General features: G+C 45.1%; 21 protein-coding genes. 9 read left to right on the top strand and 12 right to left on the bottom strand.

Translation table 11 applies throughout. The annotated features are described in order from the left end of the window. Positions 1-138: 138 nt before the first annotated feature. Positions 139-2190, top strand: coding sequence for a ShlB/FhaC/HecB family hemolysin secretion/activation protein (locus tag NG796_RS22145; RefSeq protein ID WP_261209309.1), 2052 nt, complete (start codon positions 139-141; stop codon positions 2188-2190). Between the two features lie 113 nt (positions 2191-2303). Here NG796_RS22145 and NG796_RS22140 read toward each other — a convergent pair whose 3' ends face one another. From NG796_RS22140 to NG796_RS22100, 9 genes are all read right to left on the bottom strand, one after another. Beyond that, positions 2304-5282 (bottom strand): type I restriction endonuclease subunit R, encoded by a 2979-nt coding sequence (locus NG796_RS22140; protein ID WP_261209308.1) that lies wholly within the window; start codon positions 5280-5282, stop codon positions 2304-2306. A 34-nt stretch (positions 5283-5316) separates the two neighbouring features. Beyond that, the gene (locus NG796_RS22135; RefSeq protein ID WP_261209307.1) at positions 5317-5634 is read right to left on the bottom strand and encodes a DUF433 domain-containing protein; all 318 of its coding nucleotides are present in this window, start codon (positions 5632-5634) and stop codon (positions 5317-5319) included. A gap of 34 nt (positions 5635-5668) precedes the next feature. Further along, on the bottom strand, positions 5669-6943 hold the full coding sequence (locus NG796_RS22130) for a restriction endonuclease subunit S (RefSeq protein ID WP_261209305.1): 1275 nt from the start codon (positions 6941-6943) through the stop codon (positions 5669-5671). A gap of 2 nt (positions 6944-6945) precedes the next feature. Beyond that, positions 6946-7320, bottom strand: coding sequence for a PIN domain-containing protein (locus tag NG796_RS22125; RefSeq protein WP_261209304.1), 375 nt, complete (start codon positions 7318-7320; stop codon positions 6946-6948). Next, entirely contained in the window at positions 7307-7537 is a 231-nt protein-coding gene (locus NG796_RS22120) for a hypothetical protein (protein ID WP_261209301.1), read from the bottom strand. Before NG796_RS22120 ends, NG796_RS22125 begins: the two co-directional genes overlap by 14 nt. A 19-nt stretch (positions 7538-7556) precedes the next feature. Then, positions 7557-7772 (bottom strand): hypothetical protein, encoded by a 216-nt coding sequence (locus tag NG796_RS22115; protein WP_261209298.1) that lies wholly within the window; start codon positions 7770-7772, stop codon positions 7557-7559. Between the two features lie 68 nt (positions 7773-7840). Beyond that, entirely contained in the window at positions 7841-8365 is a 525-nt protein-coding gene (locus NG796_RS22110; RefSeq protein WP_261209296.1) for a hypothetical protein, read from the bottom strand. Beyond that, complete coding sequence (locus NG796_RS22105) at positions 8352-9464, bottom strand: XRE family transcriptional regulator (RefSeq protein WP_261209294.1); 1113 nt, start codon at positions 9462-9464, stop codon at positions 8352-8354. The genes NG796_RS22110 and NG796_RS22105 overlap by 14 nt, the downstream gene beginning before the upstream one ends. A gap of 83 nt (positions 9465-9547) precedes the next feature. Beyond that, positions 9548-11884 carry an N-6 DNA methylase gene (locus NG796_RS22100; RefSeq protein WP_261209292.1) on the bottom strand — a complete coding sequence of 779 codons (2337 nt, stop codon included), beginning with the start codon at positions 11882-11884 and terminating at the stop codon, positions 9548-9550. Positions 11885-12503: 619 nt separating this feature from the next. Here NG796_RS22100 and NG796_RS22095 point away from each other — a divergent pair. Together NG796_RS22095 and NG796_RS22090 are read left to right on the top strand one after the other, a co-directional pair. Next, entirely contained in the window at positions 12504-12800 is a 297-nt protein-coding gene (locus NG796_RS22095) for a hypothetical protein (RefSeq protein ID WP_261209291.1), read from the top strand. Beyond that, positions 12797-13207 (top strand): type II toxin-antitoxin system VapC family toxin, encoded by a 411-nt coding sequence (locus NG796_RS22090; RefSeq protein ID WP_261209290.1) that lies wholly within the window; start codon positions 12797-12799, stop codon positions 13205-13207. Before NG796_RS22095 ends, NG796_RS22090 begins: the two co-directional genes overlap by 4 nt. A gap of 205 nt (positions 13208-13412) precedes the next feature. Here the strand turns inward: NG796_RS22090 and NG796_RS22085 are convergent, their stop codons facing one another. Both NG796_RS22085 and NG796_RS22080 read right to left on the bottom strand, forming a co-directional pair. Further along, positions 13413-14237 carry a DUF928 domain-containing protein gene (locus NG796_RS22085; protein ID WP_261209289.1) on the bottom strand — a complete coding sequence of 275 codons (825 nt, stop codon included), beginning with the start codon at positions 14235-14237 and terminating at the stop codon, positions 13413-13415. Positions 14238-14257: 20 nt separating this feature from the next. Then, on the bottom strand, positions 14258-14440 hold the full coding sequence (locus NG796_RS22080; RefSeq protein WP_261209288.1) for a hypothetical protein: 183 nt from the start codon (positions 14438-14440) through the stop codon (positions 14258-14260). A gap of 232 nt (positions 14441-14672) precedes the next feature. Between NG796_RS22080 and NG796_RS22075 the strand changes: the two genes are divergently transcribed. From NG796_RS22075 to NG796_RS22065, 3 genes are all read left to right on the top strand, one after another. Beyond that, positions 14673-16367, top strand: coding sequence for a transglutaminase domain-containing protein (locus NG796_RS22075; RefSeq protein WP_261209287.1), 1695 nt, complete (start codon positions 14673-14675; stop codon positions 16365-16367). Between the two features lie 107 nt (positions 16368-16474). Further along, positions 16475-16612, top strand: a complete 138-nt coding sequence (locus NG796_RS22070; RefSeq protein ID WP_261209286.1) for a hypothetical protein — start codon at positions 16475-16477, stop codon at positions 16610-16612. Between the two features lie 345 nt (positions 16613-16957). Continuing rightward, positions 16958-17767 (top strand): ion transporter, encoded by an 810-nt coding sequence (locus NG796_RS22065; RefSeq protein ID WP_261209285.1) that lies wholly within the window; start codon positions 16958-16960, stop codon positions 17765-17767. Positions 17768-18160: 393 nt separating this feature from the next. Here the strand turns inward: NG796_RS22065 and NG796_RS22060 are convergent, their stop codons facing one another. Beyond that, on the bottom strand, positions 18161-18343 hold the full coding sequence (locus NG796_RS22060) for a hypothetical protein (protein WP_261209284.1): 183 nt from the start codon (positions 18341-18343) through the stop codon (positions 18161-18163). A 23-nt stretch (positions 18344-18366) separates the two neighbouring features. Here NG796_RS22060 and NG796_RS22055 point away from each other — a divergent pair, with 23 nt between their 5' ends. The 3 genes from NG796_RS22055 (at position 18367) to NG796_RS22045 (ending at position 26194) form a co-directional block, all read left to right on the top strand. Beyond that, positions 18367-20859, top strand: coding sequence for a PAS domain-containing protein (locus NG796_RS22055; RefSeq protein ID WP_261209283.1), 2493 nt, complete (start codon positions 18367-18369; stop codon positions 20857-20859). A gap of 436 nt (positions 20860-21295) precedes the next feature. Then, positions 21296-24469: an EAL domain-containing protein gene (locus tag NG796_RS22050; RefSeq protein ID WP_261209282.1), complete on the top strand. Its 3174-nt coding sequence runs from the start codon at positions 21296-21298 to the stop codon at positions 24467-24469. 264 nt (positions 24470-24733) lie between these two features. Then, the gene (locus NG796_RS22045; RefSeq protein ID WP_261209281.1) at positions 24734-26194 is read left to right on the top strand and encodes a CHAT domain-containing protein; all 1461 of its coding nucleotides are present in this window, start codon (positions 24734-24736) and stop codon (positions 26192-26194) included. Positions 26195-26422 lie beyond the last annotated feature (228 nt).

The raw sequence follows: 26422 nt of genomic DNA, 5'->3' as shown, positions 1-26422 counted from the left end.
GCCGATGGCAAAATCAATAGATACACTGGCATTTGGGGCCGATGCACGTTTACAGTTGCTCCAATAACCAAGGGAGTTAAAAAATAAATGCTCTGGAAGAATAGGCTAGATCAAGTGGGTTGGCACGGTGATGGTTCGATGCAGAAGCACATAATATTAAACAGTCTGCGGTATGGGGTGTCGATTCCAGTATTTTTGGCGATCGCCAATTTTGCCGGGGGTCAAGCCATCGCAGCGGACATCGAACCCTTATTTTCCAGGGAATCAGCAGATTTTGTGACTGGAGATCCCCAGGAAACAAGCCCGGAAAAAGCCCTCAACAGTAGCGATCGCTTTCAGATATTTGGAACGGCGGGAAAAGCAGCGGATGCAACAACCCCTCCCCAGGAATTGGGACATTTGGGATGGGTAGAGGAGGGGGAAACGAGTTGCGATCGCGAAGCGTTTCGGAACGAGAATCGCCCCTGTAATGATGACAGTCAGGCAATCAATTTACAGAGCATAGCATCTCAGAGCCAACCTACTAGACTGAGCGCCGGGATGCCAATCGCCCAAAACCCGCCCTCCCAGCCGCCGCAACCTCCTACCCAAGAGCCGTTACCCCCCCTCCCGGAAGTAGAGCCGACCCCGCCAGAAGACCAGCAACCCCCTGTATTGACTCCCCCCGAAGAACAACCCACCCCCGATCAAGCTCCCGAGGTAGAAATTCCTATTCGCCAGGTGAACGTAACTGGCTCTACCGTACTCACCGATACAGAGATTCAAAACATCGTTGCCGAGGTGGAGGGACAAACCGTTTCTCTCGATCGCCTCCGACAACTCGCGGATCAAATCACCCAAATTTATCTCGATCGCGGTTATATCACCTCTCGCGCCGTACTCGGAGATCAAGTTATCGAAGATGGCATCGTCGAAATTAAAGTGATTGAAGGGACATTGGCCCAAATCGAAGTCGAAGGGAACAACCGGGTCAGAGAGTCCTATATCCGCTCTCGCATCGAACTTGGAGGGGGTGCGCCCTTGAATACCGCCCGCTTGGAAGATCAGTTGCGGTTACTGCGCCTCGACCCCTTATTTCAAAATATTGAAGCCAGTTTGCGTGCCGGTGATCAAATTGCTCAGAGTATTCTTACCGTGCGGGTACAAGAAGCTAATCCCTTTGGGTTGAATTTAGGGGTGGATAATTTATCTCCTCCCAGTGTTGGTTCGGAACGCTTAGGAGGAACCGTGCGCTATCGCAACGTGACGGGATTTGGGGATGAAATTGCCGCTAGTTATTATTGGGGAACCGGAGACTCACAAATCTACGATCTCAGCTATCGAATTCCGGTGAATGCGATGAATGGAACCCTGGGTTTTCGGGTGGCTCCGAACCAAAATGGGATTATTCAAGAAGAGTTTAGAGAGTTGAATATTGAAGGGGAATCTGAACTGTATGAAGTAAGTTTTAGACAACCTTGGGTGCGATCGCCTCGTCAAGAATTTGCCACTTCTGTGGGGTTTACGTTTCAAGAAAGTCAAACCTTTGTGGACGGTGAACCGTTTGGGTTTGGCAGTGGCCCTAGTGAAGATGGGATTACCCGGACTAGCACTTTCAAGATTGGCGCTGACTATCTGCGCCGGGATGTTCAAGGTGCTTGGTCCGTGCGATCGCTGTTGAACATTGGAACGGGTTTATTTGATGCCACTGAAAATGATGACCCCATCCCTGATGGAGAATTTTTGAGTTGGATTTCTCAGGTGCAGCGCGTTCAACGGTTGGGTGGGTCTCAACTGTTAATTATCCAAGCGGATTTACAGTTAAGTCCCCATAGTTTGCTCTCGTCCCAGCAGTTTGTGATTGGGGGGGGTCAATCCTTACGGGGGTATCGTCAAAACGTGCGATCGGGGGATAATGGCTTTCGCTTTTCCGTAGAGGACCGGATTGTGATTTTCCGAGATACATCCGGAATTCCAGTGTTTCAATTTGCCCCATTTTTAGATGTGGGAACGGTTTGGAATCATGTCGATAATCCCAATGAGTTACCGAGACAAACCTTTTTAGCTGGCATAGGGATGGGTATTCTTTGGCAAGTTTTTCCCGGGTTAAATGTGCGGCTTGATTATGGCCGTCCTATTTTTGAAATTGATGATAAAGGGACGAATGCTCAGGATGATGGGTTCTATTTTACGGTGAATTATCAATTGTAATTCCAGAATTGGGGTGTATAACGATTCCGAGACTCATAAGTTAGAGAGGCTATTAAGGAAGGCGAGCATCTTGCTCGCTGTCTTTATAGAAAACTGCAGCAAGATTGCTTATATTAAATGGCTTCGTCTGAAAATAAGTCAATATCTGGATTATTGAGGACGGTTTCTAAAATGCGGATGATACTGTTGTCAAGCGCTCGTTGAAAATCTGAATCTTGGGAGTAATTTGTGTACAAAGTTCGTTCTTTTTTCCGCTCATTAGTCACCGCTTGTTTGATGAGTTTACCGATCGCCATTCTGCTATTCTGCGGGTCTGGATTGTTGACGACCTGGGTTTGATAGTCGGTATTTTGGGCGACATTACGCGCCAGGTTAATCAGTTTAATTTTTTGTTCTTCGGGAGTGGCGTCCCATTGAGCAAAGTGAGTTTGATTAAACTGGGCAATGATTTCGTCTAGGGGATGATATTCTTTTTCCGATTCAGGGTAACCCCGGGGATTGGGATTCTGGGGTTTAATTTCGCTGCTAGATTCATCTAAGGCGATCGCTGCATTCAGGGTGACTCGTTCAATGCCGTAGGTACTCAGATCCACGCTATTAAGCAGTTCATCGAGTTGGTCCTGTTGGGGATTTTTGACGATGAGTTTAGGGATGAGGAATTTTAGGAACCAATGGAGTTTTTCCCAAGCCAGATTATGAAAGGGAATTAAGCAGGCAAGTTGGGCATAAACCTTGACAAATTGTTTAGCTTTAATTTTAAAATCTATTTTGTCCTCTTCACTGAGTTCTAGTTCCTGGTTAAAGCGTTCCGCTGCGGTGTCGATAATTGGACTCAGTTGATCCGCTTCTACACCATCAAAAAATAGTTGATTAAATTGGTTGATTTCGTGGGTTTCGTAAACGCCTAATCCGTCTAGGCTTTCTTTCAAGTCATGGAGAACATTGACATCGGTGGCTTCGCTGAGTTCGGTGGCGGTGTAGAACGGATCGAAGGCAGTTTTAATCTCGCTGGGGCTGTTGGCGAAATCGAGGATAAACGTATCATTTTTGCCCAGTTTGTTGTTACAGCGATTGAGGCGAGAAAGGGCTTGAACTGCGAGGACTCCCTGTAATTTTTTATCCACATACATGGTGTGCAGGAGGGGTTCATCGAAGCCGGTTAGGTACTTATTGGCGACGACTAAGAGGCGGTAATCAGGGGTTTGAAACTTGGCTTCGATATCCTTACTGGGAAAGCCGTTTAGGGAATCTTCGGTTTGTTCAATGCCATCTACTTTCTTTTTGCCAGAGAAGGCAATGATCGCCCCAAAGTCGGCATTTTTAGCTTTCAGTAGTTTTTGAATCTCGCCATAGTACCGAATCGCAGTTTTGATATTGCGCGTCACCACCATCCCCCTAGCTTGCCCTTGGAGTTTTTTCGGGTTCACCACTTGTTCGAGGAAGTGATTCACCATAATTTCGGCTTTGGTAGCGATGGTTTTGGGATTGCTTTCCACATAGGCTTTGAGTTTCTTTTGGGCTTGGGCGGTATCGAATAGGGGATTATCTTCGGTGGATTTTTGGATTTCGTAGTAGCTTTTATAAGTGGTGTAGTTGGCGAGGACATCGAGGATAAAACCTTCTTCGATCGCCTGTTTCATGGAGTAGAGATGATGGGGGGTGAATCGTCCATCGTTTTGACGTCGCCCAAATTTTTCGAGGGTGGTGTTTTTCGGGGTGGCAGTAAAGGCAAAATAAGAGGCATTTTTACTGAATTTACGCCCCTGCATGACCTTCAGAATTTTATCTTGGTTGTCTTCTGGTTCCGCTTCGTCCTCATTTTGGTTGAGGGTCATATTCAGGGAGTCGGCTGAACTTCCACTCTGGCTGCTGTGGGCTTCATCGATAATCACAGCAAAGCGCCGATCGCCTAATCCTTCGATGCCTTCTACAATAAATCTAAATTTTTGGATGGTACTGATAATGATTTTTTTGCCCGATTCTAGGGCATTTTTTAAGTCTTCCGCGCGGTTGGCATAAGCAATAATATTTTTGACTTCGGAAAAGTTTTTGATATTGTCCCGGATTTGTTGGTCAAGGTTACGGCGATCGGTGACAACAATTACCGAATTAAATAAAGGTTCACTCTGTTGATTTGGGTAAAGTTGGATCAGTTGGAATGCCAGCCAGGTAATTGAATTTGATTTCCCGGACCCGGCAGAATGTTGGATTAAATAAGTTTGACCGGGACCATTCGTTTTAGCATCGCTGAGGAGTTGGTTAACGACATCCCTTTGGTGATAACGGGGGAAAATCAGGGTTTTATCCGAGAGGGGGTCATTGAGTTTGCCTTCGAGTAAGACGAAATGTTCCAGAATATTGGCGAGGCTGGTCCGGCTTAAAATATCTTCCCAGAGATAGCTAGTTTTGTGTCCATTGGGGTTGATGGGGTTGCCTTTGCCGTGGTTATTTCCTTGATTGAAGGGTAGGAAATAGGTGTTTTTTCCCGTGAGTTTGGTGGTCATCCAAATTTCATCGGTATCGGCGGCAAAGTGGACTAAACAGCGACCAAAGTTAAGGAGGGGTTCTTTGGGATTGCGATCGCAGTATTGTTTTTTAGCGTGGTAAACGGTTTGGTTTGTCCAAGGATTTTTGAGTTCCAGGGTTGCGATCGCCAAGCCATTGAGGAAAATCACCAAATCAATAGACGGCGCGTTATCTGTGGCGGAAAAGTGGACTTGGCGGCTAATAGAAAAGATATTTTGCTCGAAGTTAGCGGCAACCTCGGGATTGAGGTCATTGTAGGGATGACTATAGTATAGAGTCAGTTCGGCATCATCGATCGCCACACCTTTTTTAAGTACCGAAACAACGCCGTTTTTCTTGATTTGGCGATCAATCCGTTCCAGAATCATCCGTTGCCAGTTGGGGCGATCGGCTAACTTTTGAAGTTCTTCCGGTTGGGTCATTTCCAGGAATTGCCAAAATTTTTCGGTATCAATGGCAAATTCGGGGTCAAAGTTTTTGTTACTACCCTGCTGATAGCCCGCATCATTCAGCAAGCGGTTTTCAATGAGGTCTTCAAGAGCTTTTTCGTTGGTTTTACTGACCATAATAGCTTAATACTCCTGGGTTATATTGCAAAATCTAAATCTTATCTTCTTGGGCAATAATTGTCTCTATTTCTCCTCGATTCTGTTGATAATAAATCCAGGCAGCAGTTAGATCGGTGGGCGTGAGGCTGGGATAATTTTCTAAAATTTCTTGTTCCCCTACGCCTTGTTGCTGAAAGCTAACTAATGTCCAAACGGGAATACGGGTATTGCGGATATGAGCATAGCCGCTACAGACTGAAGGGGTTTTCTGGATGCTTCGTTGGGCGAGGCGTTGTTGTAGCAGGGTATAGTCTTCGGTATCGAGGGATTCAATTAAATCGATTAGGGAGTCAACTAAGCGGGTATTCATGAGCAAACCTCTTTTTTTAGGGAAATTTTTTCATCTAAACTTTGATTTTTCCGGTAACGGCTTCGGCAATAAGAATTTGTTTGAGTTCGGTCAATTTTTCAATTTGATTTGTGTTTATGACTGAAAATTTTTCTATTTGTTTTTTTATTTCATGAATAAAATCAACTATTATTTTTTGTTCTTCAATCGGAGGAACGGGTAGAATTAAAGGGGAAAAATTGCTATATCTCATTCTTTTTCCTCTTTGTCTAACCGCTGGACATGAAACTTCAATAAATCCTGAAAATGCCATTTCTCTAATCAAATAAGAGTAATAGTAGGGTAAAACTTCATGATTATTAACTGGATCACAAATGACATATTCAGGAGAACACTTTCCATTGGAGTCAGAAACACCTATTGAGCCTGCAAAAGCATCCATAGAATTAATAACAAGTTGACCCACTCTAATTCCTTGATAACCTTGCTCTAGGATAGCAACTGTATAACCATCTAAGCGACGATTAGAGCGTAATGTAACCTCTCCATCTCGATAACAAGTGACGACACCATCATCTTTTTTTATAGGTAAGTGACTTTGCTTAAATAGAAATTTTGCTCTTTTAAGGGTCCAATGTTTAGGGATTTTTCCTAACCACTCTATGCCGCTATCTTTCATCGGTACATCAGAGTTTAAGCCTTTGGTGACGGCTTGGTTAATGAGGATAGTTTTTTGTTCTTCGAGGAGTTCGATTAGGCGTTGTTTTTTGCTGATGGCTTCGTCGATTTCTCCACACTTGCGATCTAAAAATTCAACTATTCGATTTTGTTCTGCGATTGTTGGTACTGGAGACTTTATGCTTAAAAAAGCCTCTCTTTTAATAACTTTTCTTAACCCTGTATATAAAGGTTGTAACCTCTTATCCAAATCCAGAAATAAATAATAATAGTAGATATATTTACTAAAAATTTTGGAATTGCACTTATAAATATCATAAGCCCCCGTAATCATCCCTTCAAAATCGGAATGACCAATAGTTCTAGGAGTTTCTTCAATATCAAATAAACAAAAAATTAAATCATTAGGTTCTACGATTTTATAACTGTTGAACTCAGCAGGAAATTTCCCTTGAGGATTTTCCATGTCTCGTTTAATGACACCATTTAAAGTAAGAGATAAAAGCGTAAAATTAACAGAATTTGTGCTTACAGTTTCTTTTTGTTCTTTGAATAAAAACTTATTTTTCAATAAATCCCAATGTTCTGGAATTTCACCCAACCACTCAACGTCAGTATCCTTGTATTTTTCATATTTCGGCAAACTCACCATAACTAAATACCTCTTTTAATATAATTTTCTAGTTTTTTATCAAAAGTAAAGATAGATTCTTGATGAATTTTACAATAGGCCCCTAAAATACAATCTACAAAATCAAACTTGGTTTCGCTATAAATCTTTAAAGCTTTTAGCAATAATTCTGGATTTTCCAGATAAACTAAATTCTCGTCAATTAACTTGCTTAAAACCTGTTGAATTTTCTCTCTTTCAACCTGATAAACTTTTTGGAGTACAAATACAATTTCGCAAGCTACTTCAATCGGCAAATTTACCTTATTCTTTTCAAGAATCTCCGCTGCCTTTGCTGATAATATCTCATGGTCATTAAGGATATAGCGAAGAATAATATTTGCATCAACTATCGCCATATTTTTCCCCCACTGCATTTTCCCAAGCCGTAGATTCTAAAGAGATTAAATCCGGTTTAGCATAACTTTGTAAAACTCCTTTTAAACTTTTCCTTTCAACCGGGTCCGGCTTTTTAGTAAACACAACAATTTCGACTTGTTGCCCCGAAAGTTCCGGAGGTAATTCTAATAAAACTTGACCATTTTTAACCGTTTTTACTGTGCGAATAACTTCCATAATTTAAACTTTTCTACAATTAGGATAACAAGATTTCTTCTAGTATTTCTGCCGTTAAACCCCCTTTTTCTGCATTGGCAGCAATTGTTTCCATAACTTCAATTAAATTTTTATTTTTCCAGTCTGACCCCAAAAACACAGAAACCAAGTTACTCAGTTCCTTTTTTGTCTGGGGATCTGCTGCCATGAAAGCCGCTTCTATCTTATCTTCTACATCAATAGAGATTTGTCCCATTGTTTTCCTCCATCACTTAATCAAAATTTAGAGCCTACATCCCTAGCCCTAATCTCAATCCTTTCGCCCTAAATTTTCCCCAAATCCTGATACCAAGTATTTAAAACCTTGGGAGAAATATGCTTGCCTCTTTTTTCAATTAACATTTTAACATATTCTTTGACCTGAGTCACAGTTTTATAATTATTTTTCACCATTTCGGTTAGTAGCCTCAGTGTTCGGGTATAGGGAATATTATGTTTTTTACAAGTCTCAACCATTAATCCATCATCACTGGCACAGAGTAAAACCCGATGTTGAGCTAGAGCCAAAGTAGAGCGATCGGCGATACTCAACAGAGGAGCTTCAAGGGAAAAATTCAGAAAACTTTTAAACATTGCCTCAGTCTCTAAGCATATTGGCGTGAGATGTTTTACCGCCATTTCTCTTGTTTCTACTTCCAGATTATCTGAATCAAGCAATTCTTGAGCAATATACAGCGGCCCATACTGTTTTTTGAGCCATTCCCAATCCCCTAGATAAACAAAATCAATTAGCGCAGTTGCATCCAAAATAGTCCCCTCCAACTGATTCGACATTTCAAGCAAGGGCATAAATCTCTAATTTAGCGCGTTCAAGGCGTAGAGCCTCAATGGTCATGTCTAGCAGTTCTGCTGCCTTAAACTCTGAGATTTTTTCCTGCTCTAAAGCCTCAAAAATTAACGTGTGATAACGTTGGTTAAGTGGAAAATCCTGAGCCTGAAGTTTTGGCTCCAACTCAATATCTTTCACTAAAGATTGCCCGGTTTTGCGTTTGTACCGCCACCGTAACTCTTTAATCATTGAACTATAATCCTTAATTCCCAATTCATCAAAGCGTTTTAAAATCGTGGCATAACTCACCCGAAAATAGGCTTTGAGCTTTAATAAATCATCGTGCATATTCTGACGAGACTGCTCAAAAGCCGATTGAGAAATAAGTAAATGACTGGCAAAATAATTTGCTACCGCCTCCCGCGCCTTTTCCTCATCACCATCTGTACTCCCTAAAAGCTGATCTTGGTATTCATCCCGATGAAAAATAAGATGCCCGATTTCATGAGCCAGGGTGAATAATTGGCGCTCAATGCTAATATTATGGGTATTAATCAATACAAATGCCCCTTGGGTAGCACTACAGGCACTCACCCCAAAGAAATCCTTTTGCTCAATGGGTAAACGTAGAACCTTTAAGCCAATTTCTTCCACTGCCTCAAATAGGTTAGCAATGGGTGCATCCCCAATTCCTAACCGGGCACGGAATAATTTGGCAATCTGCTGAATCCGGTTTTCATTGCCTTTGAGTTGGGTACAAGGGGTACTTTCCGGCGCATAAGGCGGTAAACCCACAGCCGTTTCCAGGGCGGTATAAATCATTAATAAGTTCTGGATAGAGCTGGCAAATTGAGGCTTTTTGGTAAAGGTTGAATGGGCTCTAAAACAAAAATGACTGGTTGTTTTAGAAAGTTGATCCATCGGACGCAACAAATCATCTAAGGTGACCCCTAGATGTTTAGCAAGTAAGGATAGGCTTTTACTATCGGGTAAAGTTTGAGCTTTTTCATAGTTAATGATGGTTTGGCGCGTCATGCCAACCCGTTGGGCTAAGGTTTCTTGGGAAATACCTAGCCCTTTGCGATACCGGATCAGATTTTGGGCGATCGCCTCTTTCATGGGGATGCCTCCGCAGCTCTACATTTTTACATTTTAGCAAAAATCTATACCCTTTTGTAAAAAGTATTTTACATTATTTCGGTCTACCCGTTGAGGCTGAAAGTCACCAAATTTTTTAATAACCCCTCAGTTTCTGCCTCTAGGTTCAGAATTTCGGCGGTTACCTCTTCCAGCGATCGCAAAGGCTGATGTTTGTAAAAATACTTATTAAAACTCAGTTCATACCCGATCGCCGTTTTGCTCAAATCCAGCCACGCATCCTCAACATGGGGCCGCACTTCCTGTAAAAAATAGCTGTGAATATCTTCATTTAAAGGAATATTTTCCGTATCCCGGAGATTACTATCGGTTTCATACTCCACCCAAACTCCGGCTTTTTCTGTAGGAAAATACCCAAAATCCGCGAGATTTGCCTCCGTGGTATTCAGTTGCGCCAATAATGCCGCTAACTTCTCCCCTTTGAGTTTATGATATTTTTTCACCACCCGCGCTGCTGAGTCTTCCGCCCAACTCATGGCGCTGACAATCTGCTTTTTCTCTGTTGCCGATAACTTCAGTTTCAAGTCGGCGATCGCATCATCCACCGCCGTAGAAAATTGATTAAAATCTCTCCACAACTCATCCCCAACGGTATAGGCTAATTTTTCCGCAATCTCCATTAAATCCCGTTGCTCTAACCATGCCTGAGTTGAAAGTAAACTCTTTAAATTTTTTGGAGAAAGGGTAATTTCTTCCTTCTCTATATAGGCTTTAATCTCTTTTTCATGCTCTTTAAGGTTACTGTAAACCTCGTCTCCCCACTGTTCATAAACCCACCTCATAGGTTCTGCGATCGGCCCGATAAATCGCAAACTCGCAATTCTTTCCGAGGTGAACTGCGCCGCCAATCTTAACGGACGTTCCACCGTCACTTTATAAAACCCAAAGTCTTGATTATTAAAAACCTTCGAGATGCCTTCATCCTTCATCGAAAGATAAAGTTCGGTAATTTGCTCAATATGCTCCGGGGCCAATTCACAATTTTTTGCACCCAGATTTTTCCGCAATTTTCGGTATAACTCAGACCCATCAATCAGTTGCACTTTCCCTTTGCGTTCCGGGGCTTTATGATTCGACAACACCCAAATATAGGTACTAATTCCCGTATTATAAAATAGGTTTTGCGGTAACTGGATAATCGCCTCAAGGTAATCATTTTCAATAATATACCGGCGAATATTACTTTCCCCGCTCCCCGCATCCCCAGTAAACAAAGCCGAACCATTATGAACCGAGGCAATCCGCGAACCCCAAGGACTCATCTCCAAAGGCTTCATTTTGCTGACCATATCCATGAGAAACAGCAATTGCCCATCGGAGGATCGGGGTACGGCATTTTCGGTTTTGACTTCCCCAGCAAAATCCCGTAACTCCACCTGAAACCGGGGATCTAAAACCTCTTTACCATCCATAATCAATTTTTGCTCAGTCTTCCAGGACTTCCCATAAGGCGGATTTTCGAGCATAAAATCGAATTTGATACCGGCAAATTCATCGGTTGCCAGAGTTGAGCCAAACTTGATATTTTCCGGGCTATTCCCCTTAATCATCATGTCTGATTTACAAATGGCATAAGTTTCGGGGTTAACCTCTTTACCAAACAGAGTAACCGCAGCTTTTGAGGCGATTTCCCCCTCGGTGTCTTGGATAAAATTTTGGGATTCCGTGAGCATTCCCCCGGAACCGCAAGCGCCATCATAAACCAATATGGTAGGGGGTAATTTATCTTTAACTGGAATAAATAAAAGATGCACCATGAGGCCAATCACCTCACGGGGGGTAAAATGTTCCCCCGCTTCCTCGTTATTCTCCTCATTAAACCTACGAATTAACTCCTCAAAGACATAACCCATACCCAAATTGGTTAGACCCGGGAGTTTCCGCCCATCGGGGTCGATCGCCTCTTCGGGACTGAGATTAATAAAGGGACTGGTAAACTTTTCCAGCACATCCAGCAACACATCCGATTGACTCATTTTCCGGATCTGATTGCGGAGGTCAAATTTCTCGATGATTTCCTTCACATCACTGCTAAATCCATCAAGATATGCCTTCAAATTGGCTTCTAAAATTTGGCGATTATTGGCCGCAGTGCTGACTAATTTTTTAAGTGTCCAGTCTGAAACGTTATAGAACACACAGCCAGAAGCATCCTGTAACCCACCGGATTCTAATACCGTTAAACCAAATTCCTCGCGCTGAGAGCGAACTTCTTCTAAAACCGCTGCTTTAGTCGATTCCAGGAGACAATCGAGCCGACGCAACACAAACATCGGGAGGATCACATCCCGATATTTCCCCCGGACGAAGACATCTCGTAAACAGTCATCGGCGATCGACCAGATAAAGGAAACGAGTTTGTTGTGGGTACTGTGATCCATTGATATCAAAAGGAGAAAAGGGTTTAACTCAGCATACCCTATAGGTGGCTCAGAGGCGATCGCCACGGTCTCTGTTGAAAATAGCCGAGGGAGAGGATAGGGACAATGCGATCGCCTCTGGGTTAATCCATAGGCTTAATTGGACCTAAAATAGGTGGTTTTAGGGAACTCCAGAAAATAAAATCTTCTAGGGGAGATCCCCCCAACCCCCCTTGGAAAGGGGGGCTTTTTCCTGGTGACTGGGCTCAAGTGAGTCACGCAATCTGGAGGCATTGCCTCCAGTCCTTATACAGGCAAGGAAAAAAAAGCCGATTGGCGTTCTTAAGGGGGGTTGGGGGAATCAAGCCGTTTTGTTGCCAAAAATCTACCGGCGATCGCGGGTTGTGGTTTGCTCCTGCTGCCAATTCAGTAAAGGGGCCTGAGCAATTTCTGAGAGATTGACAGCTTGTAGGAGGGCCTTGCATTAGTAGGGGGGCTAGGGCTTCTCCAGATGATTTACTCTTAGCAAACAGCCCAGTGACCCAGAGTACCCTACAAACTCGGCTATCCCCTTTGTCGGAATTTTAAGAGAGAGCGATCGCTTTTTAGGGGTGGGCGTTTTCAGTATAGGGTCGGCTTCATGGGTGGTATAATAGCAACAAATACAACCAGCGATTCAACTATGTTAAAAAAATTAACAGTCAATTACGATGGTTCAGCGTTTTATCCAGAAACACCCCTAAATTTACAACCCAATACCCGTTATACAATCCAGATTATTTCTCAAGAAAAATCCACTGAAACAACGCAGAAAAATGCTTGGGATCTACTAGAAGATATGGCAGGAACTTATGAAGCACCAGAAGATTGGTCTAGTGAACCTGATCACTATTTATATGGGACCCCAAAAAGAAACAGTCAAAACGATAAGATATGAGTCAAGATAGACTGTTTTTAGACACCGTTTTCATTCAAGCCATTCTTAATCCCCGTGACCAATATCATGCTGCCGCCCTGGAACTATTCCCTCGGGTCAAAAATGCACAAGAAGTCTGGATCACTGAAGCCATATTTATGGAAGTGGGTAACGCACTCAGCACCTATGATCGTCGTAAAGTCGCGGCTTTTATTCAAAAATGCTATGAAACTAATAATATTTTAATTGTAAATATCACCCCTCAACTCTTTGAAAAAGGATTCAATTTATATCAATCCAGAACCGACAAAACCTGGGGATTAGTCGATTGTTTTTCATTTATCGTCATGGAACAGCAAAACTTAATCGATGCTGTTACCTCAGATCTTCATTTTATTCAAGCTGGTTTTCGGGCATTATTGCGATAAAGGCTTGAGGGAACTCCAGAAAATAAAATCTTCTAGGGGAGATCCCCCCAACCCCCCTTGGAAAGGGGGGCTTTTTTCTGGTGACTGGGCTCAAGTGAGTCACGCAATCTGGAGGCATTGCCTCCAGTCCTTATACAGGCAAGGAAAAAAAAGCCCCCCTTTCCAAGGGGGGTTGGGGGGATCAAGCCGTTTTGTTGCCAAAAATCTACCGGCGATCGCGGGTTGTGGTTTGCTCCGGTTCCAGATTGATTAAAGGGGCCTGAGCCACTTCGGAGAGGTTGACGGATTCTAGCAACGCATTCCATTTTTCCTGTAAGAAGGGGTCGCTCGGGTTGTCCTGGAGGAGTTGCGCCAGGGTGCCGATCGCATCAAACCACAGCAGTTCCCGCTCATAGACGGCAATGCGATCGCGGGAGGGTAGTGCTTCGAGTTCTTGGGTTACGGTGGGTGAGGGTTCCACCCGTTCTATCCAACCCCCTAGGGATAATATGGAGGGGTCGGATGCTTTGGGATTGCAAATCAGTGAGAAGTACCAACTATAAAATTGATTGACTTGCAACGGAGGGAGATTCTCGTCATTTGGTAGAGTTAGGGCGATGGTTCCTCCGCCCGTAGGTAAAGGAACTCTCTGGTGATAAAGTTCTTGGACGTTTTCTGGGTCCGATTCATCCACCAGAACAAATTCCATGTCAATTTGCCCGGGATTGGCCCCATCAATTTTGGGGACGTAAAACAAGAAAGTAGGGGTATTCGAGAGGGTCAATCCCAGGTTATTCTCGGGGACTAGGGCAATCATGCCGGATGCACTCTTCGGACAGGTCCCCCGAGTTCCGCCGCCAATTCGTCGTCCGGGTGCACCTTCGGGGGTCTCAAATACGTTCCAATCCGTGGGTAACTCATTTTGGGCGATCGCCCTGGAGAAGGAACCCGGGATCGCAGGGTTGGTAAAACCGGCACTCCCACCGAATCCAACGGAGAATGCCATCGATAGAGAAATTAAAGCAACAGAAGACTTTCTCAACATCATCATAGAGGGGCCTTGTGGTGAATTTAGACAGTAAAAGCACGCGGAATAACGAGATTGACCCGTCCTGCCGAGAGGGAACCGCTCTCTCTGAACACATTGAATCCCACTAAAATTGCTAAATTAGCAACCGTGCACCCCAAACCGTAGCGATCGCGGGGTTCTTTAACCCCCACTCGCGCGGTTTCCCAAGGATTTGCACCCTTCAAGAGACATTACCCTGCTCTTAATATGGGGTGGCGATCGCGGATTCACACCGAGCGCCGGGTTAAACCTTTCGATAAGTGTTTAAATCCATCATAACCGCTCCCAACCCAAGGGCAAACTTTCCGTCTCTTCTCGGAGACAAGTTAACGAACACTTGAGAAAGCGACTGCCATGACTCTACCCCTGTTATCCGTTGATCTCCTCTCCCTTTTAGCACCCTTAGATTAGTTTTCTATGAGCTTTGATTCACCTGTTCTTTCCCATCAAATCGACCCCTGGTTACGCACGATTAGACCTTATAGCGTTTATGAGTTGCACTCTATGGCGTTTGTCGGTGATGCACTGATTGCCATTGATTCCGCCCGGGGCTATCTTTTAGAAATTGACTGTACGAACGATAACACCAAAATTCTCAATCCTTATCAGGCTTCTGAATTTGTTGATACCACTGGCCTTTGCTTCTGGGAAGATACCCTCTGGCTCACCCGAGAAAACAGCGTTTATTTTTGTGAAAATGCTCGTTCGGGTTTGGGAAAACAAGCACTCAATCCTCAACATTTTGTAACCTTGCCCTATCCGGCGAATGGGGTAGCCGTCTGGGGTTCTACGGTTTATGTCAGTTCTCAAAGAACGGGCTACATTTTGATTTTTAACCGCAAAACGGGGGAAGAAATCACCCGGTTTTATGCGCCGGGAATTGGGGTAGAAAGTTTAACCGTCCAGGCAGAATACCTCTGGGTTTCCGATTCTGAGGAACAAACGGTTTACTGTCTTGATCGCGCCACGGGTACTTTACTGTTTAGTGTCCTAACTCCCTTTGAACGTCCCTCGGGTTTGGCCTTCCATCGCCATCCAGAAACGGGGGAAGAAATTCTCTATGTGGCCTATGCTTCGGAAGAAATCTATATTCGGGATGACCCGAACTCTGCGGATCCCCATCAATTGGCTTTTCGCGATCGCACGTTTATTCATCCGTTGCATTTTCACTACCATGAAGATGAATATTTTGCTTTATCCAACGGATATCTCATGGAAATTTCCTACATTGAGGAACTCTCTCCCCTGGATGAGTTGGACTTGAGTGATTTGGAATGGCGGATTGCTTTTCCCGCTGAAACTCCCCGGCAAAAATTAAAGAAAATTGAGGCGATCGGACTGCCGTTTGAGGAAGAAATTCTCGATGGACAACGGATTGCTGTCTTTAAATTTGACAGTCTCAAACCCCACGAGGCGCGGGTTTTTGGTTGGAAAGCACTATTAGAGGTGCGGAGTATCAAGTACCGTCTTTCCCCTCGGGATGTGGAAAATCTGCCGGAACTGCCGCCGGAATTTGGCGATCGCTATTTAGTCGATAATGACAATCTGGCAATGGATACAGAGATTGTTCGGAAGGCAGCAGTTGAGGCGATCGGGACCGAAACCAATCTCCTGCGAAAAGTCCTGAGTATTCGCGATTATGTCTATGAAAAACTCGACTACGGCATCAAACCCCATATTGATACCCCGGATATTGTCCTCGAACGCGGAGTCGGGTCCTGTGGGGAATATGTGGGGTTAATGCTGGCCCTGTTGCGGTTAAATGGCATTGCCTGTCGCACTGTGGGACGTTATAAATGCCCTCCCCACCCCGATCGCCAAGGGGTTCCCATGCAACCGGACTACAATCATGTCTGGTTGGAATTCTATATTCCCGGATTGGGTTGGATCCCAATGGAATCCAATCCCGATGATAATCAAGATAGCGGCCCTAACCCGATGCGGTTTTTTATGGGATTAGCTTGGTATCATGTGGAATTGGGCAAAGGGATCCGGTTTGAAAGTCTCAAACTCAAGGGAGTCCCGTTACATAAAAGCGAGATCCGTCTGGGGGATTTGGCAATCAATCATGTCCGATTCACGATTTTAGGTGAACTGCCACCACCAAGGTAAAATAGCCCCCTCAGCGGCCCTCTGTTCAGGTGACTTCCAACAGGTAGATGACTGCCATCCCTTAAACTCGGACTCTGTTAACACTGATTTTTGATTGGGGAGGATTTGTGGATACGACTATCTATACTGTTCTAGCAACAGGAACCCTAGGGTTGATGGTCCTGGTAACGGGAGGAATTGTCTATCTCACCGCAGCGGAATGGCGCGATCGCCGTCGTCAGGAAAAGGAGAAACGCTCTCGTTAAGTTCTCAAGAACTCTAGCCTTTCTCTTGTGGGTGAAGTCCATTCACCGATCCCCCTAAATCCCCCTTAAAAAGGAGGAATTTCTAGGTTCCCTCTCGGGTTGGGGAAGCCCATTAAAAATCCCCCTAAATCCCCCTTAAAAAGGGGGACTTTCCAGGTTCCCCCCTTTTTAAGGGGGGCTAGGGGGGATCCAATAAACGTACCTCATAAATGTGAAAATTGCTATAAAACATTCAGGTATCACAATCTAATCCCAGACTCTCGAAGGACGCGGGAAATTAAACCCCCTGCCTCCCACTGGAAGTCTCGATGCGGTTTAATTTATACTCCTTTTATCCCTAAAGACTTGGCTGAAAAACTCGCTTTTTATTTAGACGATATTCAAACCCGGGCTGGAAAATGGATTAACCTCATTTTGACCAGTCTGGTTTTACTATCTTCCGTCATCTTTGTTATTGAAACTTATCCCATTCCCGGTGAGTTAACCTTAATTTTAGCTCGGGTCAATACTGCTATTCTAATTGTCTTTTTTGTTGAATATATTATCCGATTTTGGGCGGCAGAGCAGAAAATCAATTACTTATTTAGTCTCTATTCAATTATTGATTTAATCGTTATTTTACCGTTATTTATTGGCAATTTTGAAATTAGCTATTTGCGGCTATTGCGATGGTTTAGAATTTTGCGGTTGTTGCGCTTTGTGGAAAGTCAAGTTTTTTTTGACCGCACCGAGGGGGAAGACCAATTAATTATTCGCCGGATTATCTTTACCCTGTTTACCATTGTTTTTGTTTATTCCGGGTTAATTTATCAAGTGGAACATCCCACAAATCCCCAGGCATTTCGCACGTTTATCGATGCGGTCTATTTTTGTGTGGTCACCATGACAACCGTGGGATTTGGGGATGTGACGCCCTTATCTCAAGGCGGGCGATTACTGACTATTTTGATGATTATTTCAGGGATTGCGCTGATTCCCGGACAACTGGGGGCGTTAATTAAAGAATTAGTGAGAAATGCTAATCGGGTGGAAACTCCTTGTGGTGGATGTGGATTGTCTCGTCACGATCGCGATGCTCAGTTTTGTAAAGTGTGTGGCACTTTGTTAAATTCATCTCCCTTGAATCCTTCGCGATCGCCGGATGGAGAAAGTTAAGGCGGTGTGGTGAGGAAATCGGCCAATTTTTAGGCACCGTGGGGAGGATTGAAGGAGACCAATTCCGGGGAATTTGCTACCCGGACAACAGTAGCGATCGCCGCTTGACTTTAGCGCTTTTGCTTCATTCCTGATGAGAACATAGGTGGTCTCAATTGTCAAGTTTTTACAAAACTTAAAATTCCCGGAAAAATATGCTACAAATTGTTAAAGATTTTGGCTAAAATGCCAAAAAAATCACGTCGCCAGAAACTACCGCTGAACCAAAATAGACTAACAACTCATCAGGAAAGCTACCCGAGAGTATCTCGATTTGGACAGTCGAGGGCCATGCTCTCCACTGGCATCTATCTCTCAAATTTTAAGGGGTTCGGCGAATGGTCGGGGTTTGCATCACTCTATTCCAGGCGGCACAGTCTCATTCGGATATGTGGGTTCCGAGTAATACAGTCCAACTCGGTCTTTCTGCGATCGCGGTGCGGAACTTTTGAACCTGGAAAAAGACCAGTCAAACACCGGACCTCGGCGATCGCATGAGGGCACTCCACTCCACAACTCCGGAAACCCTATCTGCATTCCATCCCAGGAGGATTCCCACCATGCAACAGATTTCAGTTCATCAATCTCTCAAGGTGCAACCCAACCCCAACCTGAGTAGCAATCCCAAAACCCCGCGATCGCCATCGGCAAAAATCCCACCTCCTCTCCCGCAAAGCGAAGGGTTCTTATCCCAATTTGTGGAATATGTACCCGCAGCAGTAGCAATGGTTGATCGCCAAATGCGCTATTTGGCCTGGTCAAGACGGTGGTACAGTGAATATAGTTCCGGCGATCGCACCTGTGCCATTGGGCGATCGCATTATGAACTCTTTCCCCATCTGTGCGAATCTTGGCAACAGCACTATCAACATTGTATAGAAACCGGAGAATCCTTGTCCCATGAGGATTGTCTCCTTAAACCCAATGGCAAAGAGGAATGGGTAAAATGGGAGATTCAACCCTGGATCGCCGCTGATGGTGAAATTGGCGGGTTGATGTTGTCGGCTGAACTCCTCACTGAGCGCAAACAACTCGCCGATGCCTTACAACTCACCCAGTTTGCAATGGATAAAGCGGCAGATGCCGTCCTCTGGATGACCCCAGACGCCTGCTTTAGCTATGTCAATGAAGCTGCCTGTCAGTTACTCGGCTATACCCCAGAAGAGTTACGCGCCCTCACCGTTGCTCAAATTGACCCCGCCTTTTCTCCCCCGATTTGGGCCGAACATTGGCGTGCCATCAAACAGTTTCAAACCTTTACCTTTGAATCGAATTATCTCACTCACCAAAATGAGTTAATTCCGGTGGAAGTCCGGGTCAATTATTTAACTTTTAATGGTCAAGAATATCATTGTGCCTTTGTGCGCGATATTAGCGAACGCAAACAAGCCGAATCCGACCTGCATAATGCCAATGAGCAACTGCAAGCCGTCTTGGATGCAGTTCCCGCTTTAGTCTCTTGGGTGAGTTCAGATTTACGCTATTTAGGGGTAAATCGTCATTTAGCCGCAACTTTTCAAATGCCAGTGGATAGCTTTGCCGAGCGCCCGGTGGGATTTTTGCAAACCAGTCCTAAATTCTCGGAAATGGTTCAGGATTTTTTTGCCAGTCCCGAACTCACTCAATCTACAGAAATCACCCTAGAATCCCAGGGTGGAACTCGCAGCTATTTAGTGGTTTCTCAGAAATATCAAAAAGGGACAAAAGCCGTTTTTATCGGCATTGATATCAGCGATCGCAAACAAATGGAAGTCGCTTTACGCCGAAGTGAAACCCTCTATCGCACCCTGGCAAAAAACTTTCCCAATGGGACAGTTTGCCTCTTTGATCCGGACCTCCGTCACACCCTAGCCGAAGGAACTGAACTCCCTAAAGTTGGCTTATCTAAAGAATTAATTGAAGGCAAAACTCTAGCAGAAGCCTTTCCCTCGGATATTGCGGCGCTCTATGAACCCCTGTATCGTGATGCACTTGCCGGAAAAGAAAGCGTAACTGAAGTTCCCTTTGCCAGTCGTCTCTATCTGGCGCATACTTTACCCCTGAAAAATGAACAGGGAGAAGCCATTGCCGGAATGATTATGACTCAAAATATTACTGAACGCAAACAAGCAGAAGATGCTTTGCGCCGTTCAGAAGAACGATTTCGACAAAAAGCTGAAGAACTCAAACATACCTTACAGGAATTAAAACACACTCAAACCCAACTGATTCAAACGGAAAAAATGTCGAGTTTGGGTCAATTGGTGGCGGGAGTGGCTCACGAAATTAACAATCCCGTGAGCTTTATTTATGGCAATATCGCTCATGCTCGTCAATATGTCCGCGACCTTTTAGAGTTAGTGCAACTCTATGGTAAAGAATACCCAGATCCAACTCCTACGATTCAAAAGCATAGTGAAGGAATTGGTCTGAATTTTTTAATAGAAGATTTTCCCAAGCTCATGTCTTCCATGCAAGTGGGAGCCGATCGCATTCGGGAAGTGGTCCTATCTTTGCGAAACTTTTCCCGTCTGGATCAAGCTCAGAAAAAGTCGGTGAATATTCATGAAGGGATTGATAGTACCTTACTGATTTTACAAAACCGTCTCAAAGCCAAAGCTGGAATATCTAGTATTGAAGTGATTAAAAACTATGGAGAACTTCCTCTCATCGAATGTTATGCGGGACAACTCAACCAGGTTTTTATGAATTTACTCGGAAATGCGATCGATGTATTAGAGGAAGAGGGGAAAGAACAGCTTCAAAACCGGGGCAAAGTACCGACCCTGACTGATAGTTCTCCGGGACAGTTTACCCCCAGAATTAGCATTCACACCGAACAAGTGGGGGACTGTGCCGTGATCCGAATTTCCGATAATGGTCGGGGCATGACTGCCGAGACTAAAAAACATATTTTTGAACCCTTTTTTACCACCAAAAATCCCGGAAAAGGCACGGGATTAGGTTTATCGATTAGTTATCAAATTGTTGTTGAAAAACATAGCGGACAAATTGAGTGTAATTCTGTCCCGGGATTGGGAACGGAATTTATTATAACCTTACCCATTCCCTAACCTCAATTGGGGAATTACATTGGGCTGGGAAATTGGATCGGCCAGGGACACTGTATTTCCGTGTCCCTACGGTTGACAAGGTGTTGTGAGTTGAGTTAATCCAGCCGGAAAAGTTTGAATAACGGGGTTGAGAGTGAGTGAACAAAATCAGTCTTGTGGTCACGTTTGGAGGCGGGTTTTTAATTTTTTTAAATTTTATTAAAAAAAATTAGAGTGCGCCCTTCTTCTGATATCTTTTATTTAAACCCTGGTAATAGAGATGATTGAAGGAGTTACAAATATTCACAATAACTCAAAACTACCTCAATCAGAAGTCAGACCAATTTTCGGGAACTTTTGTGTCGGAGCAAACAACGGTTAATCGGAAACAAGTCCTAAACTATAAACATGATGGGTGGGGAATGGGGTAAAAATGAAGACTCAGAGGGGGCAAAAAATGAGCAGGATAGGCGTGGCCCTGGGATTGTTGGCGATCGCCTGGGGTGTGCTTGGACTGGACCAACCCGCTGTAGGATTGGCTTGGGACTGGCAACCGACCCAGACCCTAGGGCCAGTCCCTGGGGTGGCGATCGCGGCGACTCCCCTAGGCTTCTCCCCGGTTTCGCGTCCTCCCGATTCTCTCTGGACTCAGAATAGGCAGGGGACGCTACAGCCGTTAGAAACTGAGGCATTTCAATTAATAAAAAATCCGGGATTTCTTGATCCACCCCCGATCCAATTGCGGGAATTTATCCAAATTTTAAGCTCTTTTTTGCCCCCCGTCCCTGCTTCAATTTCGGGGGAATTCATAGAGGCGGCTACAAAAACTCACGTCCGTTCTTCCCCCTCTCACCCTTCTCAAGAGGTTTCTGAATCCTCCTTTCTGGTGGCAATGAACCCCTGGGGAACGGTTCAAAAGCCCTATCAAATTGCCCTGTTAATCTTGCTCAGTACCACCGGAACCTTCCTGATGCTGCATAATATGAGCCTAAGACTGCACAGCCAGTTCAAAGCGCATCTCACTCAAGAGGAAGCGTTGCCCGTCGCCTCAGACGGATTGTTGAGTCTACTCGACACTAACCCAGCCTTTAACTGTGCCATCAAACCCAATGGGACGGTTTTCTTTATGAATCAAGCGATGTTAGAACGTGCCGGTTATACTCGCCCGGAAGCCTTGGGACTGAATTATATTAATACATTTATCCCTGAACTGGACCGACCCCTAGTCGCTCAAACCTTAGAGCAGCTCACTAAGCATACTTGTTCTCAACAAATTCAAAACCGACTGCTCACAAAACAGGGAGAAGAAATCTGGGCGGAGTGGTGTGTTCGGGCTGTTTTCACCAGCGATCGCCAGACCTTAGATTATTGGATCGCCACCGGAATCGAGATTGAAGACCCCAGTCGAGTCGATGCCCACACGCGTTTGTGGGAGAACATGACCCAGGCGGTGAGTGCAGCACCCGATTTTGAATCCGCCTTAAAAATCGCACTTTGTAGCCTCGGAGAGACCCTGGGATACTCTGCCGGGGAAGCCTGGGTTGCTAACTCCGAGGGAAGCGCTTTAGACTGTTCTGGACTATACTACGCAGCACCGGGAACCGCTTACAGTCCCAGAGGGAGTGGCGTGCGGTTAGAACTCAATCAGGGGTTACCCGGACGAGTCCTGGCATCGGGAGAACCGGAATGGATTGCGGATCTGGCTGCCAAACCTGAGAAAGGGTTTCCGAGGGATGACAGGGCGATCGCCTGTGGACTCACCAGTGCCTTGGGGATTCCGATTCTGGCCGATCGCCGGGTTTTGGCGGTGTTGGTCTTTTTTCAGTCAACTCCCTGGGAACTGGATCTGCGAATGCTGCCGCGCATCTCCTCAATGGCGATCCAAGTCGGGTCTGTCTTACATCGGTTACAAACTTTAAAAGCCCTCCAGCAAGCCGAAGCCAACTATCGCAGTATTGTGGAAAATGCGGTAGAAGGCATTTTTCAGACCACTCCGGATGGACGGTATATGAGTGCAAATCCAGCTTTAGCGGCGATCTATGGGTATGCTTCCCTCCCGGAATTGATGGCGGATTTGTGCGATCGCTCCCATCAAATCTACGTTGATCCCCGCTGTCCAGAGGAGTTTATTCGGCGATTACAGGAACAAGATGTGGTGTCAGGATTTGAAGCTCAGGTTTATCGGGCTGATGGTAGTATGATCTGGATTTCTCAAAATGCTCGTGCGGTGCGCGATGTCAGTGATCAATTGATGTATTATGAAGGGTCTGTCGTGAATATTACCGATCGCAAATGGACAGAGGCGCAACTCCGATACAATGCCTCTCACGATGCACTCACCGGGTTATGGAACCGAGGCTTTTTTATGGATCGGTTGGTTAAAGCCGTCTCCCGCGCTCAAAGTCAAGCAGATTATGAGTTTGCAGTCCTGTTTATGGATTTGGATGATTTCAAGTTAGTGAATGATAGTTTAGGTCATTCCGTGGGCGATCGCTTGTTGATGGCGATCGCCGGACGACTGGAACAATGTTTAGGTCCTAACGATACCCTCGCCCGGTTTGGCGGGGATGAATTTACCTTGTTGTTAGAAGATATTCCCCGGGTTGAAGATGCGATCGCCGTAGCGCACCAAGTCCATGAAACCTTACGCCAGCCTTTTAATGTCGGAACTCACGAAGTGTTTGCCGGGATGAGTATAGGTATCGTTCATAGTACCGCAGGCGATCGGCGTCAGCCTGATTTTCTGCGGGATGCGGATATCGCCATGTATCGCGCTAAAGCCCGAGAAAAAGGCGGATATGTGGTGTTTGATGCCACGATGCGAGAGGAAGCTATCCTGCGCTTGGAATTGGAGACGGATCTGCGCTGGGCGATCGAACGGGGCGAGTTTCAGATGTTCTATCAGCCTATTGTGAGACTCTCCACGGGAGAGATTAGTGGATTTGAAGCCCTGATCCGATGGGTTCATCCTCGCAAAGGGTGGATTTCTCCCAATATATTTATCCCCGTGGCGGAGGAAACTGGCGCAATTGAACGAATCGGGGAATGGGCACTGATTCAAGCCTGTAGTCAGTTAAGAAGCTGGAAAAAGCAATTTCCTACCTATCCTTCTCTGAAAATGAGTGTGAATCTTTCCGGGAAGCAACTTAGTCAGAATTTGGGCGATCGCGTTGAAGAGATTCTCCAAGAAACCGGGGTTGATGGCTGGGATTTGAAATTAGAAATTACCGAAACTGCCCTAGTAGAAGACCCGGAAGGTGCGATCGCCATCTTGGAACGCCTCAAAACCCTGGATATTCAGTTGTGCATCGATGATTTTGGCACAGGTTACTCGTCTTTGAGTTATCTCCATCGCTTTCCCGTGGATGTGTTAAAAATAGACCGCTCTTTTGTTAGCAAAATGTCCCCCCTCAATGACGATTCAGAAATTGTCAGAACCATTGTTACCCTGGCCCATACCCTCGGATTAGATGTGATTGCCGAAGGCATTGAAACCCTAGATTCCCTGCATGAACTCCAAATCCTTCGCTGTAAATACGGTCAAGGCTACTTTTTTTCCGAACCCGTTAATGGTGAGGCGGCTGGTCTTTTATTAACCCGGGGTCAGTTAAGTGACCTAGAGGTGAGTTAAACACCAGGCGGGGGCTCACACCCTCGCTTAGTCTTCCCACAAGTGCTTTCGATGCCGCTTCAACCCAAACCCTCCCTCCACTTCATCTTGAAACTCCCTACCCTTGAACTTGTCACCCCTCAAACAAGTTTGAAGTTTTTTCGTTAGAATAAATGCGAGCCTTTAGGGGAAATCTATGCAAGCGCGATCGCGCTTTTACTTGGGTGACATTCAATCTCATCACCCCCTCAAAAAAAAGCGAATTTAGCGAATAGTAACTTTTCCATGAAACTAACATTTTTCCATTCAAGCTCACAACCCAATTTTTTTATTTCTAGGAAACGATTTTGGTATCTTCTTCCTTTCTTCTGTTCTGTAGGAATCGCCTTATTTCCTTCACTGACTGCTGCTAGGGATACTCAGGGTTCCGCCATTCCTTCCGGAATATCCCGAGTCCATCAGCTTTCTCAATCTCACGACCCAAAACCTGCCCTTAGCCAAGGAAGTTCCCCCAGTGATTTTGCCCAAGCTGTCACAACTATTGAGGGAGAATGGGAAACGGTATTTGAAGATTATTTCGGCAAAAATTTATCAGAAGTGACCCTGAGTGGGGAAGAGATTAGCGAAGCGTTGGCAGGAGTTGAACAAAAAACGGGTCAAAAGTCGGCGGTAATTTACATGATTCCTAGTGAGGATCAACTGCAACTGCTGTTAGTCACTGCGGATGGAGGCGTCACGGGTCGGACGATCGCCGAAACGAATCAAGAAATGCTGATAGAAACAGCACAACAATTACGGCAGCGCATGACGAGCCCTAGTCGAAGAAATACCCGGTCCTATCTACCTCAAGCCCAACAACTTTATACTTGGACGATCGCCCCCTTGCGCGAAGAATTGGAGTCGTTAGGAATCGAAAATCTGTTGTTATGTGTCGGTCCAGGGTTGCGATCGGTCCCCTTTGCTGCCTTACATGATGGGGAAGAATTTCTGGTGGAACAATACAGTATAGCCCTGATTCCCGCCTTTAACATGATTGACTTGAATCCCAGTGACCTCACTAATACAGAAGTTTTGGCAATGGGCGCATCCCTGTTTAAAACCCTCTCTCCCCTGCCTGCGGTCCCCGTGGAACTGTCTCAAATTGCCCGTTCTCTGTGGCCGGGAGAGGTGTTTCTTAATGAAGATTTTACCCAGGAAAACTTGCAGTTGCAATTGCAAGAATCCCGCTATGGAATCGTTCATCTTGCTACTCACGCGGATTTTCAGGAGGGAAACCCGACTCAATCTTATATTCAATTGTGGGATAGTCAGCTCACTTTAAATAATATACAAGAATTGAAACTCAATGAATCAGCGATCGGATTGTTGGTGTTGAGTGCTTGTAAGACAGCCGTCGGCAGCCAAGATGCAGAAAAGGGATTTGCCGGATTAGCGATTCAAAGCGGCGTTCCCTCTGCCTTAGCAAGCTTATGGTATGTGAGTGACTTGGGGACTCTAGCGCTGATGTCCGAGTTTTACAATACCTTCAAAACTGACGACCAAACCCAGCGATCGCTCCTCAAGGCGGAAGCCCTGCGCGAGACCCAATTGGCTATGCTGCGAGGAGAAGTGCGCCTAGAAGAAGGCAACCTAGTTACCAAGCGCGGGGTACTCTCTCTTCCGGAACAATTAGGAGAATTGACGGGGGAAAACTTATCTCACCCTTACTTTTGGGCCGGGTTTACCCTCATTGGCAGTCCCTGGTAAGAAGCTATTGCTGCTTGCGATCGCCTTTCTGGGGAACGGTAAAACTCAAGAAAGGCGATCGTCGCTGAAGCTTCTCTCATTTATCGTGGGATAGGTTCCAGACTCCACTCAATTGCTGAAAAATTTTATGACAGAACCGCCTCGATTTAATCTTACGGTTCGCTCATTTTAAAAAAAGTAAAAAAGATGGCAATTCAATCCTCTCCTTATGACTAGAAAACAACAGAG

This window comes from Laspinema sp. D2d, assembly GCF_025370755.1.
Taxonomy (GTDB): domain Bacteria; phylum Cyanobacteriota; class Cyanobacteriia; order Cyanobacteriales; family Laspinemataceae; genus Laspinema.
The sequence above is the reverse complement of the archived record's forward strand: the minus strand, read 5'-3'. Positions and strand labels throughout refer to the sequence as shown.